Genomic DNA, 14,132 nt, shown 5'->3' with positions numbered 1-14,132 from the left:
TTGAGATCCAACTCAAATCTTCCGGCAAAAAGCTAAGAAAGACCTTGCTTCTGAATCAAAGTCAGCGAAAACTGGCAAAAATGTTCGGTTTTTGATTTTGGGTGTCCCAGTGTCGAAGTCAGGAGAAATGGTATCCTTTTTTTGTGTTCGGGCTTCAGCTCGACGTGCTCATATCCGCCGCGGCGGACACAGGTTCGAGTCCTGTTCCCGTTACTGGGTAATTAGTTGATCATATTATGGTCAACTTTTTGTGTTTTATAGGGCTCCAGCTTTAGGATATAGATTCAAATTGTCCCAGAATCTGTCCCAAATTTTGTCCTTTTTTATATTGATCTTGCTAAGAATCCCATTGCTTTTTCCATGATGAAAATTCGGATGGCTTGATGCGGTATCGTACGGAATTTCCTTCATGAAGTCCGGGGAGTTCGGTTTCCACTACTTCGATGAATTGCCCTTGATCTGCTTCATGCAGCTTTCGGGCTTCTAATTTCACTGTGGATGACGCTTCTTCTTTACCCATTGCGTTGCTGACAATGTGACCAATCGCACTGCGCATGTGTTCCCTATATTTCATACGGAAGGTGTCTGGTTCGCCCAAAGATTGGCGGATGGCAGCATAGCGAAGTGCAGATCGTTCATATGCCCACAGGAAAACATCTTTAAACAGTTCTATTCGATTTAGCTCATAAATCCCAAGTATTCCTTTGACATAGCTTTCTTCAGGTACATCTATAAATGAAAGGGGGGCAAGATTATGACGGTTGAATGGAAGGTTGGCCGCCAATAGGGAGACACGCTTATTGACATCATCAAACGGCTGTAAATACGGGAAGTGTACCAACACAAAAAATGATTGCTCAAAAGGATTTTCAATTTGCCGCGCTTTTTCAAGAATAAGATCGAATAATTCTTCGATGAGTTGGGGAATTCCCAAGGGTGTAAAAATCGAATGTGTTATCCCGGCTCCGAATGCCCTTAATCTTCCTAATGCTGCAGGATTCGGCAATAAGTTGTTTGACAGCAAGGAATGCAGGTTTAGGACGGTGTATCGATTAAAATCTATCTCATTTGATGATTCGACCAAGAACTCAATTGCCTCTTTGTGATTGAGGATCATTTGCGTCTCTTTGGCTGATTTATTATTGGCGGCTTGTCCTTCATGAATCAGCAATTCCGTGTCCAAAAGTGAATAAGTGTTGCCTTCCAGTCGGCTTGAGTTCCACGACAGATCAATCAATAGGCGGTTCAGGATTTCACGGGCATAGGTTCCTGCGGGTTGTTCACTATCCCGTGTCTTCCCACATTGTGCCAGCTTTTGCTTTTCTTCATTGCTGAGATAACTGTCAATGTTCGGACGATAGTTTTCTAAGAATATTCGCTTGTACCCCATTGGTGTTCTGTGTATCTCGGGGCGTGATACTAAGGCTAAAACATCCTTTCCTTCTTGCGATAAGGGGATTGCCGTTTGTGGCTCGTCAGCTTTCTCTGTCTTTGAGGGCGTAAGGGTAGCAAAATACCGCGTAGCTCGAGCCTCTCTCCTTCAACGCGGATAAGACCACTTTCTTTAAGGTCTTTAAGCCGTCTCTGCAGCGCCCTTTTTTAATCGAGAATGGAAGCTTTTCAATAAGCTCATCTATTGCTAAGCCGTTTGGAAATGACGTGATTATTTCCTCAATAACATCAAGCTCATTTTGGAATGCCATGGCTTATTTCCCTTTAGTTAGTATTGCGACAATACTATCACGAAATTGACGCAATACAAGGAATCGCGTCAAAATAATGTCGTGATAATGCGGGATTGGGTAAAGAGAAAATTAAAAATACGGGAAAATAACCGCTGCCAAAGCAGATCTAATCAGTTAACGTTAAATCAAAAACATCATGAAAGCCGACAATTTGGAAGAGCTTATCAGCCGCTCTATTAAAATCAGAAATAAGTATCATGAACTGGAAATCCAGCATCATGGCAGCAAATGGAGCTTGGAAGAAGATGCCTTGGCTTATCTGACCGATGCCGGATTGGTTGGGCGTAATATTATGGCGCAACAGCAACGCTGGCCCAAAGCAGGTGCTGAGGTAGAGCTGGAACATAAACTGGGCGAGAATATTTGGTGGTTGATTATTCTAGCGGAAAGATCGGGTATTAATATTGAGGAAGCTATTGGTGAATTTTTAAAGGATCGGGAAAAATTACTTGATTTATAAATCTGAGGCTACACTTAATAGGACGGAAGTCAATACATTTTTTAAAAACCGTAATACTTTGCAACTGCAATAGGAATAAAGTCTCTCTTGGAAATGCTTATATCAAATTAATTTCCCTTTGACCGTCAGCCTCTGAGCAAGATTGTGTATGGCGTTTTTCCAATTGGGGTGTTGGTTTGATTTTTCCAGAATGATGTTGACCACATATTTTTCATTAACAATCAGCGTAGCCTCAGAATGCTCAAAGCCAAAAGGCTCCCTGAACACACCAAAATATTGGTTTGATGAGTCTGAAACTTCGTACAGCCTGCCATCTGGATAATCCTCCGGACGCTGCTTGGCCAGCTGGACAAACGGAATCAGCCGATCCTCCCTGTCTTCATGAAAATCCCAGAGCCACACCCGCAGCACATTGCCGGATTCATCAGCATAGTCACGCATTACGCCTCTCAGCAAATCATCGATCATTCGGGTGGTCTGAATATCTTTGTAGCCTTCAAACTGATCTGGCAAGGAAGCCACGAAAAGTGAGTCTATCCTTTGGCGGGAATCGAACATATCCCCATACTCAGCCCCACGGACATAAGTGGTGGCATCTAATAGGAAATTCAGTGATGTCGATGAGAGCATGTCAATTAGTGTGTCTATCTGCTCAGCCTGAATCCCGTGTGTTGGCTCATCTGTGAGGACAAAGCTTTCCAGCGAGACCAGAAAACGGTCGTAAATCAAGGCTTTGACCCAGCTGCCTTTTTGGGGATCCTGCTTTTGGGAAGCTATGATTTTAATGTTCTTATCCAGATAAAAGGATTTTTGGAGTCCTTCAGCGGATTCTTTGGTGGAGGTGGAGAAATAATCCGCCTGCCTGAACTCAGAGGTTTCTCTGTCATATAGCCGGTCTTCGATGGTGATCCTTAGCCTTTTTGCCACTCCCCGGCAACGCTGGGACTGGGCCGTGGAGTAGTGATGGGTGGCGTAGGTCCACTTCAGCAATTGTCCGTTTGAGTCGGTATGGGAGTTTTCTCCGGTGACAATTCTGGTGGGATGGCACTCACCCTGCCCCAAGCCTGAACGGGGAGTGCCATATTCCGGAGCCACGAAGTTTACACTGGGGGCGTAATTTCCAATACTACCGGGCAGGTAAGTGGCCAGCTGCTCCGGCTCCAAAAGCTGGGCATGAGAGACTTTCATGCCACCAAGTATATATACTATGCACAATAGAAGTGCTGAAGGGGAAAGATACTTAATGAAAACAGTAGTGAATAATCTGAGGAAAATCATCCTATGGGATTCAAAGTTAAATTCAGTTAGGATAGAGCGTTTTCTTCCGCTTTTTATACTTTAACGGATAATCTATTATGACCTATCTTGATGGTACAATGCTTTTCCTGTTGATTGATGCAAGGCACAAAATGGCGTCTCAAAGAAAATGTACATAAGCTTATTTCAACTCTTCCAGACGGATACTTTTGATGGCAAATTCTAATTTGGAGTCAATACTTTCCCTACGTCCACTGACCTGCACCGGTGTGATATCTATTACCTGTTGGCCGGTGAATGTATTGTTGAACAAGATGATGATTTCATTTTTGTCTTTCGGCCACTCCATTCTGAATTCGCTTGTCCCGACCTTGAATCCCACCGTGGAGTTGGCAGGGAAGCTTTTCTGTTCTACATTCAATACCAGTTTGTAATCTTTTCCTTGTTGGAGATTAGCCAATACCCGCATGCTATAAGCTTGGTAATTGTATTCTGTATTGACTACATAGCGGATTACCGGTGTCATGAGAAACTGTGTCTCTGTCAAAGTGCCCCAATGGATGATAGATACTCCGGTATCAAAGGGTTTTCGGGGGCTGATTTCCCAGGATTTTTGACGGCTTCGCTCCAATTCCTCCGGACTGAAGGTGATAATGGGGAATTTGCTGATATCGCTCTCCTTTAGAATTTGGGGTTGCTCTAGCTTAGGCAGTTTATTGGCTTGTATCAGATTGGGTTTCAGGTCGGTCGCTTTCAAAGCCGGAGTGGTTTTGACCTGCGGGGTAGTTTTTGTGGTAAATTGACCTTGGGCTATCAAAGGAATCATTACTAATGCGGCAAATAAAAATTTCAGTGAAGATTTCATTTCTTAAGTAGGTTAGTGTTAATGTTTTGTTTGTTATTTGTTTCATTTATAAAGGTTTGTGATTGCTGGTTGCTTGGCTTGCGGATATTCATTGGTGTTTTTACCCTGGCCTCTTGCAAGAAAAGATCATTTCGGTGTGGGCTGGATTAAAATGTTTTGAATTCAACTCTTCTGTTTGCTGCCTTTTCATTAGCATTTGAGTTTTCGTTGAGCGGTTCGGATTCACCCTTGCCCAGCGTCATCAGCCTGTCCATTTCGACTCCAAAATTTTCACTCAAGTAAGCGGCGACTGCCCTGGCTCTATTTTCTGACAGGATTTGGTTGCTGTTTTGATCCCCATCACTGTCGGTATGGCCGATAATCTGAATTTTTATAGAGCCGTCTTCCCGGAGGATCGTACCCAGTTCATTCAGGAATTCGAAAGATGAGGATAGAATTTGATCTGAAGCGGTATGGAAAAGAATTGCGGTAGTGCTGAATCCTTCTTTTTTAAGCAATTTTGAACGGAGATCCTCACCTTCCTCCGTGATCTGAAGGTTGGCAAATGCCACGACCAGGTCTTTCTGAAGATCCACGCTACGGACATAAAACTGGATGTAATGGCCGATGTCGTCAGTGATCAGGGTAGGGATGTCCACTACCTTGATTTCATCTAGAAAAAGCCTGACCCTTTTGCCGTTTTTCACTAAGGTGACATGGATTAAATCATTCAGTTTGTCCGTGTAGTCATAAGGGATTTTGTTGTTGAGCTTTGATGTGGTACCATAGGATTCGACCAGAAAATAGTTGGAGGCGCCCTTGTACCATAGAGGCATTTCTATTTTTGCTCCTTTTTTTGCTTTGGAGATTGTCGGTTGACTCACCAGATGGATAGCAAAGCGGAGCGGGGTAGTGGTTTTGTAATCCAGATTGTAGGTGAAAAGATCAAATTCAACCGCATAGTTGTCAGGCAGGCTTTTGGGAAGATTGGGGATGTAGTATCCCGTACCCGAAGTTCGCAGCGCCTTGAACCCATCTACGGTGACTACTTCACCACCAGAGTTGGTTTCCCATTTGGAGGGGAAATCTCCCAAGGCATCCCGTTCAAATTGATCCTTGTACATCACCTGTCCATCGGGGATGAACTGTCCCGCCACTGTGACCGCACCGGAAGAACCAGAAGTCTTGTTCTCTGGGCTTAGCTCATTATCAGTGCCTTCTTCGGTGTCTTTTATTTGTCCTCGTTTGGACCGGAAAATATTGGGAGCATCCAATATCATATCCACAGCATCCTCAGTAGCTTGGGAAGTTTTTTCTTCCACTTTTCGATCCATGGTTCTTTTGGCGGCCTCCTCTGCAGTTTTCTTTAAATCCTTAATGAATTTGGATTGGCATAAACCGGGGCTGGCCAAGCCAAACATGGCTATTGCAAAGAATATATAATTAAGTGCGATCCAATGGGGTATGGTTTTCATGTGTTTATAAATTTGATTTGTAACGATCAGGTCTGACTACTTTCAGTCAGGATGTTTCATGGTTGTGGATTTTATTTTTTATCAAATCTGATTTTTTTGATTGCCAGTCCCCGGTTGAGCAGGATGAGTTCGTAGCTTCCTTGCTCCAGTTCGTTGATGTTCAAAATGATTTGTATCCCTTCCAGCTTTGGGATTTTTGCTTCGTATTTTTTTGGCTGGCGCTTCATACTATAGTGTCGATCCAAACCTACCCACACTTTATCCAAAAGCTTTGTAATGATGTAACAAGCTGTTGGTATGGTGTAACAATCCTAACAAAAGCCTCTTGAGAGGCTGTATGAAGAAATTTATTTGCTTTGTGATTGGAGATATTCGCTAGGATTTTCCCCATAGGTCTGTTTGAAGCTTTTAGAAAAGTGGGAAAGGTCGTTGAAACCCACCGCATAGGCTACTTCAGAAACACTGAGATCACCTCTCATCAAAAGCAGAGAAGCGGTTTTGAGCCGCTGGTCCTTTAAAAATTCCATCGCTGACAGTCCGGTCAGATGTTTGAGTTTTCGGTGCAGCTGCATTCTGCTCAAACCCATTTCCTCGGCAAATTGGGAAGCTCCAAATTCCGGGTTTTCCATGTTCTCTTCGACCACAGACTGTAGTTTTTCTAAAAAGCGCTCCTCTGCGGAGTTAATGGCAAGGTGGAAAGGTTTGAGCACTACCTCTTTGCTGTATCTTTCCCGCAGCTTATTACGTTGGTCGATCAGTTTGTCGATTTCGCCAAGCAAATGCCCATGGACAAAGGGCTTGCTCATACATAGATCAGCACCTGATTCGATTCCTTGGAGCCTGACAGTGTCTGTCCCTGAGGCGGTCAGTAAAATTACAGGGATATGGGATAGGATCTCATGTGTTTTGATCCGGATACAGAGCTCCAGTCCGGAAAGGTCAGGTAGCTGGATGTCCGTGATCACCAGATCAGGCACTTCAGCTAGGCAGTTTTGCCAAGCCTGCTCCCCGGTATGGGCTATTGATACCCGGTGAAGGGGCTCAATAAGACTGGCCTGTAGAGCGGCGCTTTCCGGATGATCTTCTACAATCAAAACCAAGGGTTTGGAGTCATCCTCAAGGAAATGGGCGGGAGAAATATCAGGAGGAATAGTATCCGGGATCAAGACTCCGGTTTTCACCAGGTGTTCCGGGGCAGTGCTGATCTGCCACCTGAGCACAAACTCTCCAGCGAGCAGGTCGCTTGTTAATTTTCCTCCGAGACGATCATTGATCAGCTTGACCAATGAAAGACCAATCCCTGCCCCAGGAGTATCTCTGGATTTTTGGAAGTATCTGTCAAAAATGCGGGGAAGGTCTTTTTTATTCAGGTTAGGCGCGGTATTGCGCAGTTCCATCTCAAGAAGATGCTCTTTATGCACTACTTGAAAGGAGACTTTTCCCCCTTCAGGAGTGTGTTTGAGGGCGTTTCCCAAAATATTGTCCAGTCCCTTTTGGAGCAATTCTTCATCTATCCAGGCATTTTTATCAACTATCTGAACCTCATTCTTCCATTGGATATTCTTGGCTTTGGCACTTACTTCAAAAGGCTCTAGCCAAGCCATAATCCTTACATCAAGAGCTACTTTCCTAAACAGCACCTGGATTTCGGCATTCTCAAGCCGGTGGAGGGAAAGTATCTGATCCACCAGCTCTAGCAGTCTTTGGCTTTGGTTTTTGATCAGTTGGATCCTTGGCCCAAATTCCGGATGATCTTTTGTCTCTGCTTCCAATAATTGGACCGGACTGCTGATCAGACTGATAGGGGTTCTCAGTTCATGGGCTATATTTTCAAAAAACCTGTTTTTGAATTCATCCAGTTCAGCGATTTTCCTGGCGATCTGGATTTTCTGTTTTTGGCGATACAGGTAAAACCCTACAATCGAGATGATCAAAACCGCAATAAGGAGAAAAAGGAGAAATTGATTGGATTTTCGTTGGGCCGCCAGATGTAGGGATTGGATTTGTGCTTCCTTTTCAGCGGTTTGATATTTTTTCTCCAGCTCTGCAATCCGGCCAAAATTGGAAAACTGATTGATTGAATCATTTTTGGACCAGGCCTCATTTAAATAATCATAGGCCTTTTGCCACTCTCCTTTTTGATGGTACAGCGTGGCAAGATTATAGGTCGTCCCAATCAGCGGGCCGATATCAGGCTCTGCTTCTCTCTGAAACAAATCCCTGGCCTTTTCATAGTTTAGGATGGATAAGTCGAGTTGTTGGGTTCGGTTTAGAAAACTGGCATAAATCCAAAAGGCTCTTGCTGTGAAATTAGATAAGGAGTCTTGCTCCCAATTGAACCGGATATTTTCCAGAAAAACCTCCTCAGCCTTTTGCAACATCCCCTCCTTTTCATAAGCATTGGCAAGGCCCCAGTAAGCGGAATGTTGTAGTTTGTGATTTCCCTCCCTTTTGAAGTATTCGATAGCATCGATATAAATCTTACTGATGGAATCAATTTTCCCCTTCATATATTCCCTGCCAGCGATAAGAGTAAGCAAGTCGTAATAGCCGAGGCTGTCTCCCGTTTTTCGGGTTATTTCCAAGGCTTTGCTGAAGTATGGGGAACCTGAATGCTGATTTTCCCCTAGGCCAGCTTCCTGTATATCCATCGACAAAATTCCCAGATTAATCAAGGCCTTGACTTGGGTGGACCGGCCTGTTTGTGATGCCTGGGCCATGCTGTCGATTTTCAAGTATAGGGCAATAGCGGATTCATTTTCCATTCTCAGATTGGCGATGTTTGCCTGCAGGAGCAAGGCTTTCATGGTCAATTCGGGCGAGTGTTCGATGCCGTGTAGCAGAAGACTGTCAGCAATGCTCATCGCATCTGTGAATCTTTTTCGAGTATAATGCACATACGCTTCCATCAATCTGCCATGTGCCTGAATGTCTGGTTCAGCGGCGTAGCCTGTTTGAAAATGCCGGGCAAAGAGTAGAGCACTATCCAGCTTACGTTGATCTAGCAGCCGCTCAAAATGGGTTTCTTCCTCGGGACCTAGCTGGGCATAAGTGTTTAATGTGGAAAAAACCATCATAAAAAATAGTGCAACCCGGAAAATTGATGAGATTTCCATTTTTGATATAGTATGGAAGTTTATTAAAGTTATTCCACATTTTCCAAACCTGCAAATCAGGAAATTACGAATCATCCAGGCTGGCAAGGTAAAATCTTAGGGATAAAATTTACTCCCCTCAATTCATCCTAGCCCACTTATTATACTTGTTTCTATACTCAATAGGAGTCAGCCCCGTGATTTTTTTGAAAGTGGTGCGGAATGCTTTTGTGTCCGAGTAACCCACATCCCACATTACTTCGGTAATGTTTTTCATAGTGGTTTCAAAGCTCCTTTTGGCAGCTTCCACTTTTACACGCTGAATATATTCTAAGACCGAATTATTGGTTACCAGCTTAAATCTTCTCTCAAAACTCCGCCTGCCTACAGCTACTTGTTCCGCCAGTACATCCACAGTGATGCGCTCTTCCAGTTTCTTCTCAATATATTCCTGGGCTTTTTTTACGGCCTCATCCTGGTGTTTTTTTTGTCCTTGGAACATGGTAAAGGCTGTTTGACTATTTCGGTCTATATCTATTGCAAAATACTTTGCCGCCAAAATCGCCATCTCCCGATCCGCGTATTTTTCTACCAAATGAATCAGTAAATTCCAATAGGAATTGGCTCCACCACTGGAGTAGATGCCATTTTCTTCGGTCACAATAGCTCCGTCCTGAACTTGAACAGAAGGATAGAGTTCCCGGAAAAGATCTATAAATCCCCAATGTGTAGAACATTTTTTACCATCCAATAGCCCTGTGGCGCCTAGTAGAAATGCGCCTACACAAAGTGAAGCTATTTCAGAGCCGGCTTCATATTGTCTTTTTATCCATGGGATATAGGGTTGATTGGCCGCTAGAGCCTCTTTCATATCTCCTGATAAAGCCGGGATCACCAGTAAATCAGGAGACATGGCCGTGTCCAACAGTTGGTCTGGAAATACGGAATACCTTTTGTCGTTTAATTTAACCTCTGGGTTCAGTCCTACTAGTTCTACATGAAAAAGCGGCTGTCCGCCGGCTTTTGTCAGGAATTCATTCACCGCGGAGAAACAATATTGTGGATCAGCAATGGCTTGCAGTACTGATTGTTCCGGAACAAGGATAGCTATTTTTTTCATGTGTTTATAATTTGATTCTTAGCGGCCACATGCCCGCATGTGGTCGGACAGGGAATCTCGCTTCGCAGATAATCATTCCTCTATGTGACTTTAGAGTCATGCCTGCTTGTCCGGTAGGAAGGCTCGATTTCATAGAGTTATCAATTGTCATTTATAGGTTAGACGTGACTGTCATCAGGCAGGTAAGCCAATCGTTTCAGCGTGACATGACTGTTTGCCTTGGACAATTTTGATTTGGTAATTTGAAATTAATATTTACTGTCGCATTCAGCCTTTCATTTTGTCAGAATCGTACAGGATTAATCAAAGCACTACTAGGTAAATTAGTGAAATAAATCAAATAGCCATGACGACTAAAGAAAAAACCAGGATTACCGTACAGACTACTGTTGATTCAACCATTGAAGCGGTATGGGAGTATTTCACCCACCCAGAACATATTGTACATTGGAACAATGCCTCTCCGGATTGGCATACCCCCAAGGCAGAAAATGACCTTCAGCCTGGGGGAAGCTTCACTTTCAGGATGGAGGCAAAAGACGGCAGCATGGGCTTTGATTTCGGGGGTGTATATCAGGAAGTGCAAAAACCTTCTTTCTACTCTTACATACTGGAAGATGGCCGATTTGTGAAGGTCTATTTCAAAGAAGTGCCGGGGGGAGTGGAAATTACAGAGATTTTTGAAGCGGAAACGGAAAATTCTGTTGAAATGCAAAGAGAAGGTTGGCAGGCTATCCTGGATAATTTTAAAACCTACGCTGGATCTGCGGCAAATCTAATACGTTTACATTTTGAGATTTTGATTAAGGGTACTCCTGAAAAGGTTTTTGAAACTATGCTGGAAAAGCCTACCTATGAAGAGTGGACGGATGAGTTTTCTCCAGGTTCCACCTATATAGGTTCTTGGGAGGAGGGGAGTACGATCAAGTTTGTGTCCCAAGGGGAAGAAGGCAATCAAAATGGGCTAGTGAGTAAGGTGCGTAAAATGATCCCGAATAAGTATGTGGATGTTGAGCATCTAGGAGAACTTAAAGATGGGGTTGAAATCTTTGAAGGCAAAGAAGTGGAACTATGGAAAGGAGCCCATGAGATATACACTTTTATAGAAAAAGGAGAATCTACTCTATTACTGGTGGATATGCACTCTACAATGGAATTCGATGAATACTTCAGAGAAGCGTGGCCAAAAGCATTGGATAAACTCAAAGAAATCTGTGAGAGAGATGGAGAATAGAAATGACAAAATCATAAATAAACCGATCTATCCATGTTTATGGTTTGATGGCAACGCAAGGGAAGCAGCTAATTTCTATTGCGCTGTTTTCTCGGATTCAGCTATTGTAGATGAGAATCCATTAGTGGTTACTTTCAGATCTGCCGACCAGTTATTTATGTGTTTGAATGGTGGTCCGAAATTCAAGTTTACTCCTGCGATTTCTTTTTATACCATCTTGTCGGGTGAAGGGGAGATCCAGGCTGTTTGGGATAAATTATCAGAAAACGGAAGAGCTCTGATGCCACTGGACAGTTATCCATGGAGCAAAAAGTATGGATGGGTTCAGGATCAATTTGGTGTTACCTGGCAGCTCACCGTCGATACGCTGGATTATTCCGACCAGAAATTTATCCCTGCTTTGATGTTCACAGGTACTCAGTTTGGCAAAGCCGAAGAGGCGATGGATTTCTATACTGGTATCTTTGGGAAATCTAAAATTCACTTGGTTTCAAGATACGGGTCGGATGATCCAAATGGGCAGGACGGGAAAATCAATCATGCACAGTTTGAATTGAGTGGTACGTTATTCGCCGCTATGGACAGTGCTTTGGTTCATAATTTCGATTTTAATGAAGCGCTATCGTTGGTAGTGGAATGCAGGAATCAGGATGAGATCGATTATTTCTGGGACAAACTCAAAGAAGGCGGACGAGAAGACCAATGCGGATGGCTGAAAGATAAGTTTGGCGTCTCCTGGCAGATAGTACCTGAAATTCTCCCTGAGCTGTTGCGTGATCCTTCCCGATCAGAACGGGTGGTGCAGGCTTTTATGAAAATGAAGAAGTTTGATATTGAAAAGCTGGAAAACGCCTGAAAAGGCGTTTTTTTTGAGGTCAAGTATGTAAATATCTCAAAAATCCTCAAGTCCTTTTTATGGTATTGTTTAAGTTCATGGTATTACAACTGTTGTTTTGCGACACAAATGAATTGTATAAGGAATTTCCTAAGGTTGAGTTTAATATGTTGATCGCTTTCCCAGGCAACAAGAAAAACAGTAAATCATTTTGATTGTTCTATTAAGGGGACGAATTAGGATGCTTTATGGTATTTGAAATGCTGTAATGCACTTGACTTTATACCTATTAAATTGATTTCAATTATCGGGAAAGATTCTCCATACCTTAATTGGATGAAGCCTAATAATTTGTCAAGATTAATTATCGCCCTTTCAAGATGCTTGTCATATGTAAGGTATGCAACCTTTTCATCTTGACCTTTTAGCCTGTCCTGATCAGTACAGATATATCTAGATCTTCTCGATAAGTTGTATAACTTCCTGTATGCAAGATAGTTTTCTTCACTTAATTTTAGTGGAGAGAGAGAATTCGCAGGATTAATGGCGTTAAAAGTTTCTGTATGAGAGTTGAAACTCATTCCTCTTTCTTTTACCAAGTAGGCATTGATTAAATGAACTCCAACGTAAAAGCTGACTGTTACTTGCCAGTCATAATAGGCTACAGCCTTACTATTAACTTCAAAGAGGAATTTTAGGTTACTTTTTGCCTGATTAATATAATCCGAGAACAAGGCCATTACTAAACTTTTTGAAATTCGAAGTTTATGTAATGAGGTGGAATAGGTAATTTGTCGGAATCTTCTACTATGGTAGCAGACAAGTTAAATCCAGTGTTACTGAATTTATAATTCGCAGTAGCCTCAGACAAGAAAATATCGTCTTCCATTTTCTCATCATTTTCCGGGATTTCAACCCATATCATAATCTGCTTTCCTTTATAGTCAAACGCAAGTTTTTTTGGTTTTTTACTTTTTCTGATAGTAAATAATTCCGTGAAAAAAGCGTTGATGATTTCTCTAAAGTAATATTGCTGCATATTAACGGTCATCTTCTGCATTAACTCACTCAGATTTCCTGTTGCTATTTGCTCGTAAAATTCGCGTGACTGGGGGTCAAGAGTTTTTGTTTCATAAGTTAATTGATCAGCCGAAAGTCCGACGATTGTTTTTTCAAACCAATCGTTAGTTACGGATTCTTTGATTGACTGATCCTGTGTCTCAAATTCTTGAGTCATCGTTTTGAGGAGAAAAGGTTAATTGGACGTTTAAAAGCCCTCTTATTTAATTAAGTAAACTCGCATTTGCAAATTTATGTTCCGTTTTTTGTGTCTAGAGTGAAAAAATAGCGAAGTGGATTGCCTGTTTGATTTTTAATAGTATTATTTTTTGTTTTTATCTACCTCAAGTCAATCACTTCTATCCCAGGATATTGTTTGACATCAAAGACAAAATGAGAAGGGGGAATGGAAGAGTCCAGTTTCAGGTTTTGAAAGGTATAAGAGAAAACCCCGCCTTGTCCGTCAAACATCTCCCATCCCAACAGGCTAGAGTTGCTTTTGTCTATCATCAGCTTCACCTGCTCAAAAGGGGCGTTGCTTTTTTCGGCAAGTAATTCTACGACCTGTGCGGTTTTGCCTTGAAACTGTTTTTCGCCCATCAGCTTATAGCTGTAACCGGATTCATAGATCCTATAAATATTGGAAGGGGTAAGTTCACCTTCCATCTGCGAGGCATCGTTGATCGTGACTTCTTTGTAATTATCGGATTGGATAAAAGTCCAAACCGTTTTGCCATCATTGAAAATCTCCTGATCCGGAAGTTTGAGACGGTATTTCTCACCTTTCACGGAGATTTCACCGGATTGTCGGTCACTTGTGCCGGAAGCGTCCTGGAAAGTAAAGTCGAAATTAGCTGTGAAACCATTCATTTCCTGGAATTTCTTGCTCATGGCATCCAACACAGTTTTTGCTTTTGGATCCTTCTGGGCTGCGGCATGGAAGGAGCAGGAAAGAATAAGAAAAAACGTATAAAATAGGGCGATTTTTTTCATGAATTAAGCTGTTTT

14 protein-coding genes are annotated in these 14,132 nt (G+C 42.6%); 3 read left to right on the top strand and 11 right to left on the bottom strand.

The window, feature by feature from the left end; all coding sequences use genetic code 11:
- Nucleotides 1-337 precede the first annotated feature (337 nt).
- Nucleotides 338-1,390, bottom strand: a complete 1,053-nt coding sequence (locus tag LZF95_RS24245) for a Fic family protein (RefSeq protein ID WP_233757959.1) — start codon at nucleotides 1,388-1,390, stop codon at nucleotides 338-340.
- Between the two features lie 85 nt (nucleotides 1,391-1,475).
- Complete coding sequence (locus LZF95_RS24240) at nucleotides 1,476-1,703, bottom strand: hypothetical protein (RefSeq protein ID WP_233757958.1); 228 nt, start codon at nucleotides 1,701-1,703, stop codon at nucleotides 1,476-1,478.
- A 178-nt stretch (nucleotides 1,704-1,881) separates the two neighbouring features.
- Here LZF95_RS24240 and LZF95_RS24235 point away from each other — a divergent pair, with 178 nt between their 5' ends.
- The gene (locus LZF95_RS24235) at nucleotides 1,882-2,205 is read left to right on the top strand and encodes a hypothetical protein (RefSeq protein WP_233757957.1); all 324 of its coding nucleotides are present in this window, start codon (nucleotides 1,882-1,884) and stop codon (nucleotides 2,203-2,205) included.
- A gap of 102 nt (nucleotides 2,206-2,307) precedes the next feature.
- Here the strand turns inward: LZF95_RS24235 and LZF95_RS24230 are convergent, their stop codons facing one another.
- The 6 genes from LZF95_RS24230 to LZF95_RS24205 all read right to left on the bottom strand — a co-directional run bounded on the left by LZF95_RS24230 (nucleotide 2,308) and on the right by LZF95_RS24205 (nucleotide 9,996).
- Nucleotides 2,308-3,393, bottom strand: coding sequence for a hypothetical protein (locus tag LZF95_RS24230; protein WP_233757956.1), 1,086 nt, complete (start codon nucleotides 3,391-3,393; stop codon nucleotides 2,308-2,310).
- Between the two features lie 250 nt (nucleotides 3,394-3,643).
- Complete coding sequence (locus tag LZF95_RS24225; protein WP_233757955.1) at nucleotides 3,644-4,327, bottom strand: hypothetical protein; 684 nt, start codon at nucleotides 4,325-4,327, stop codon at nucleotides 3,644-3,646.
- 146 nt (nucleotides 4,328-4,473) lie between these two features.
- Nucleotides 4,474-5,781, bottom strand: coding sequence for an OmpA family protein (locus LZF95_RS24220; protein ID WP_233757954.1), 1,308 nt, complete (start codon nucleotides 5,779-5,781; stop codon nucleotides 4,474-4,476).
- 71 nt (nucleotides 5,782-5,852) lie between these two features.
- The gene (locus tag LZF95_RS24215) at nucleotides 5,853-6,047 is read right to left on the bottom strand and encodes a hypothetical protein (RefSeq protein WP_233757953.1); all 195 of its coding nucleotides are present in this window, start codon (nucleotides 6,045-6,047) and stop codon (nucleotides 5,853-5,855) included.
- Between the two features lie 81 nt (nucleotides 6,048-6,128).
- Entirely contained in the window at nucleotides 6,129-8,897 is a 2,769-nt protein-coding gene (locus LZF95_RS24210) for a helix-turn-helix domain-containing protein (RefSeq protein WP_233757952.1), read from the bottom strand.
- Between the two features lie 118 nt (nucleotides 8,898-9,015).
- A complete protein-coding gene (locus tag LZF95_RS24205) occupies nucleotides 9,016-9,996 on the bottom strand; it encodes a GlxA family transcriptional regulator (protein WP_233757951.1) in 981 nt (326 codons plus the stop codon).
- Nucleotides 9,997-10,342: 346 nt separating this feature from the next.
- Between LZF95_RS24205 and LZF95_RS27710 the strand changes: the two genes are divergently transcribed.
- Nucleotides 10,343-11,230 carry an SRPBCC family protein gene (locus LZF95_RS27710; RefSeq protein WP_306422412.1) on the top strand — a complete coding sequence of 296 codons (888 nt, stop codon included), beginning with the start codon at nucleotides 10,343-10,345 and terminating at the stop codon, nucleotides 11,228-11,230.
- Nucleotides 11,220-12,086: a VOC family protein gene (locus tag LZF95_RS24190; RefSeq protein ID WP_233757950.1), complete on the top strand. Its 867-nt coding sequence runs from the start codon at nucleotides 11,220-11,222 to the stop codon at nucleotides 12,084-12,086. The genes LZF95_RS27710 and LZF95_RS24190 overlap by 11 nt, the downstream gene beginning before the upstream one ends.
- A 215-nt stretch (nucleotides 12,087-12,301) precedes the next feature.
- Here the strand turns inward: LZF95_RS24190 and LZF95_RS24185 are convergent, their stop codons facing one another.
- From LZF95_RS24185 to LZF95_RS24175, 3 genes are all read right to left on the bottom strand, one after another.
- Nucleotides 12,302-12,805, bottom strand: coding sequence for a hypothetical protein (locus tag LZF95_RS24185; RefSeq protein WP_233757949.1), 504 nt, complete (start codon nucleotides 12,803-12,805; stop codon nucleotides 12,302-12,304).
- A gap of 2 nt (nucleotides 12,806-12,807) precedes the next feature.
- On the bottom strand, nucleotides 12,808-13,302 hold the full coding sequence (locus LZF95_RS24180; protein WP_233757948.1) for a baseplate wedge protein 53: 495 nt from the start codon (nucleotides 13,300-13,302) through the stop codon (nucleotides 12,808-12,810).
- Between the two features lie 161 nt (nucleotides 13,303-13,463).
- Nucleotides 13,464-14,117 carry an outer membrane lipoprotein carrier protein LolA gene (locus tag LZF95_RS24175; protein ID WP_233757947.1) on the bottom strand — a complete coding sequence of 218 codons (654 nt, stop codon included), beginning with the start codon at nucleotides 14,115-14,117 and terminating at the stop codon, nucleotides 13,464-13,466.
- Between the last annotated feature and the right edge of the window lie 15 nt (nucleotides 14,118-14,132).

Source organism: Algoriphagus sp. AGSA1, assembly GCF_021390545.1.
In the GTDB taxonomy this organism is placed as follows: domain Bacteria; phylum Bacteroidota; class Bacteroidia; order Cytophagales; family Cyclobacteriaceae; genus Algoriphagus.
This window is presented reverse-complemented; position numbering and strand designations above follow the sequence as displayed.

Coding starts and splice junctions, on each gene's coding strand:
- LZF95_RS24220 (WP_233757954.1), bottom strand. CDS start 5,781: ATGAAAACCATACCCCATTGGATCGCACTTAATTATATATTCTTTGCA.
- LZF95_RS24245 (WP_233757959.1), bottom strand. CDS start 1,390: ATGGGGTACAAGCGAATATTCTTAGAAAACTATCGTCCGAACATTGAC.
- LZF95_RS27710 (WP_306422412.1), top strand. CDS start 10,343: ATGACGACTAAAGAAAAAACCAGGATTACCGTACAGACTACTGTTGAT.
- LZF95_RS24225 (WP_233757955.1), bottom strand. CDS start 4,327: ATGAAATCTTCACTGAAATTTTTATTTGCCGCATTAGTAATGATTCCT.
- LZF95_RS24205 (WP_233757951.1), bottom strand. CDS start 9,996: ATGAAAAAAATAGCTATCCTTGTTCCGGAACAATCAGTACTGCAAGCC.
- LZF95_RS24180 (WP_233757948.1), bottom strand. CDS start 13,302: ATGACTCAAGAATTTGAGACACAGGATCAGTCAATCAAAGAATCCGTA.
- LZF95_RS24190 (WP_233757950.1), top strand. CDS start 11,220: ATGGAGAATAGAAATGACAAAATCATAAATAAACCGATCTATCCATGT.
- LZF95_RS24175 (WP_233757947.1), bottom strand. CDS start 14,117: ATGAAAAAAATCGCCCTATTTTATACGTTTTTTCTTATTCTTTCCTGC.
- LZF95_RS24240 (WP_233757958.1), bottom strand. CDS start 1,703: ATGGCATTCCAAAATGAGCTTGATGTTATTGAGGAAATAATCACGTCA.
- LZF95_RS24235 (WP_233757957.1), top strand. CDS start 1,882: ATGAAAGCCGACAATTTGGAAGAGCTTATCAGCCGCTCTATTAAAATC.
- LZF95_RS24210 (WP_233757952.1), bottom strand. CDS start 8,897: ATGGAAATCTCATCAATTTTCCGGGTTGCACTATTTTTTATGATGGTT.
- LZF95_RS24185 (WP_233757949.1), bottom strand. CDS start 12,805: ATGGCCTTGTTCTCGGATTATATTAATCAGGCAAAAAGTAACCTAAAA.
- LZF95_RS24230 (WP_233757956.1), bottom strand. CDS start 3,393: ATGAAAGTCTCTCATGCCCAGCTTTTGGAGCCGGAGCAGCTGGCCACT.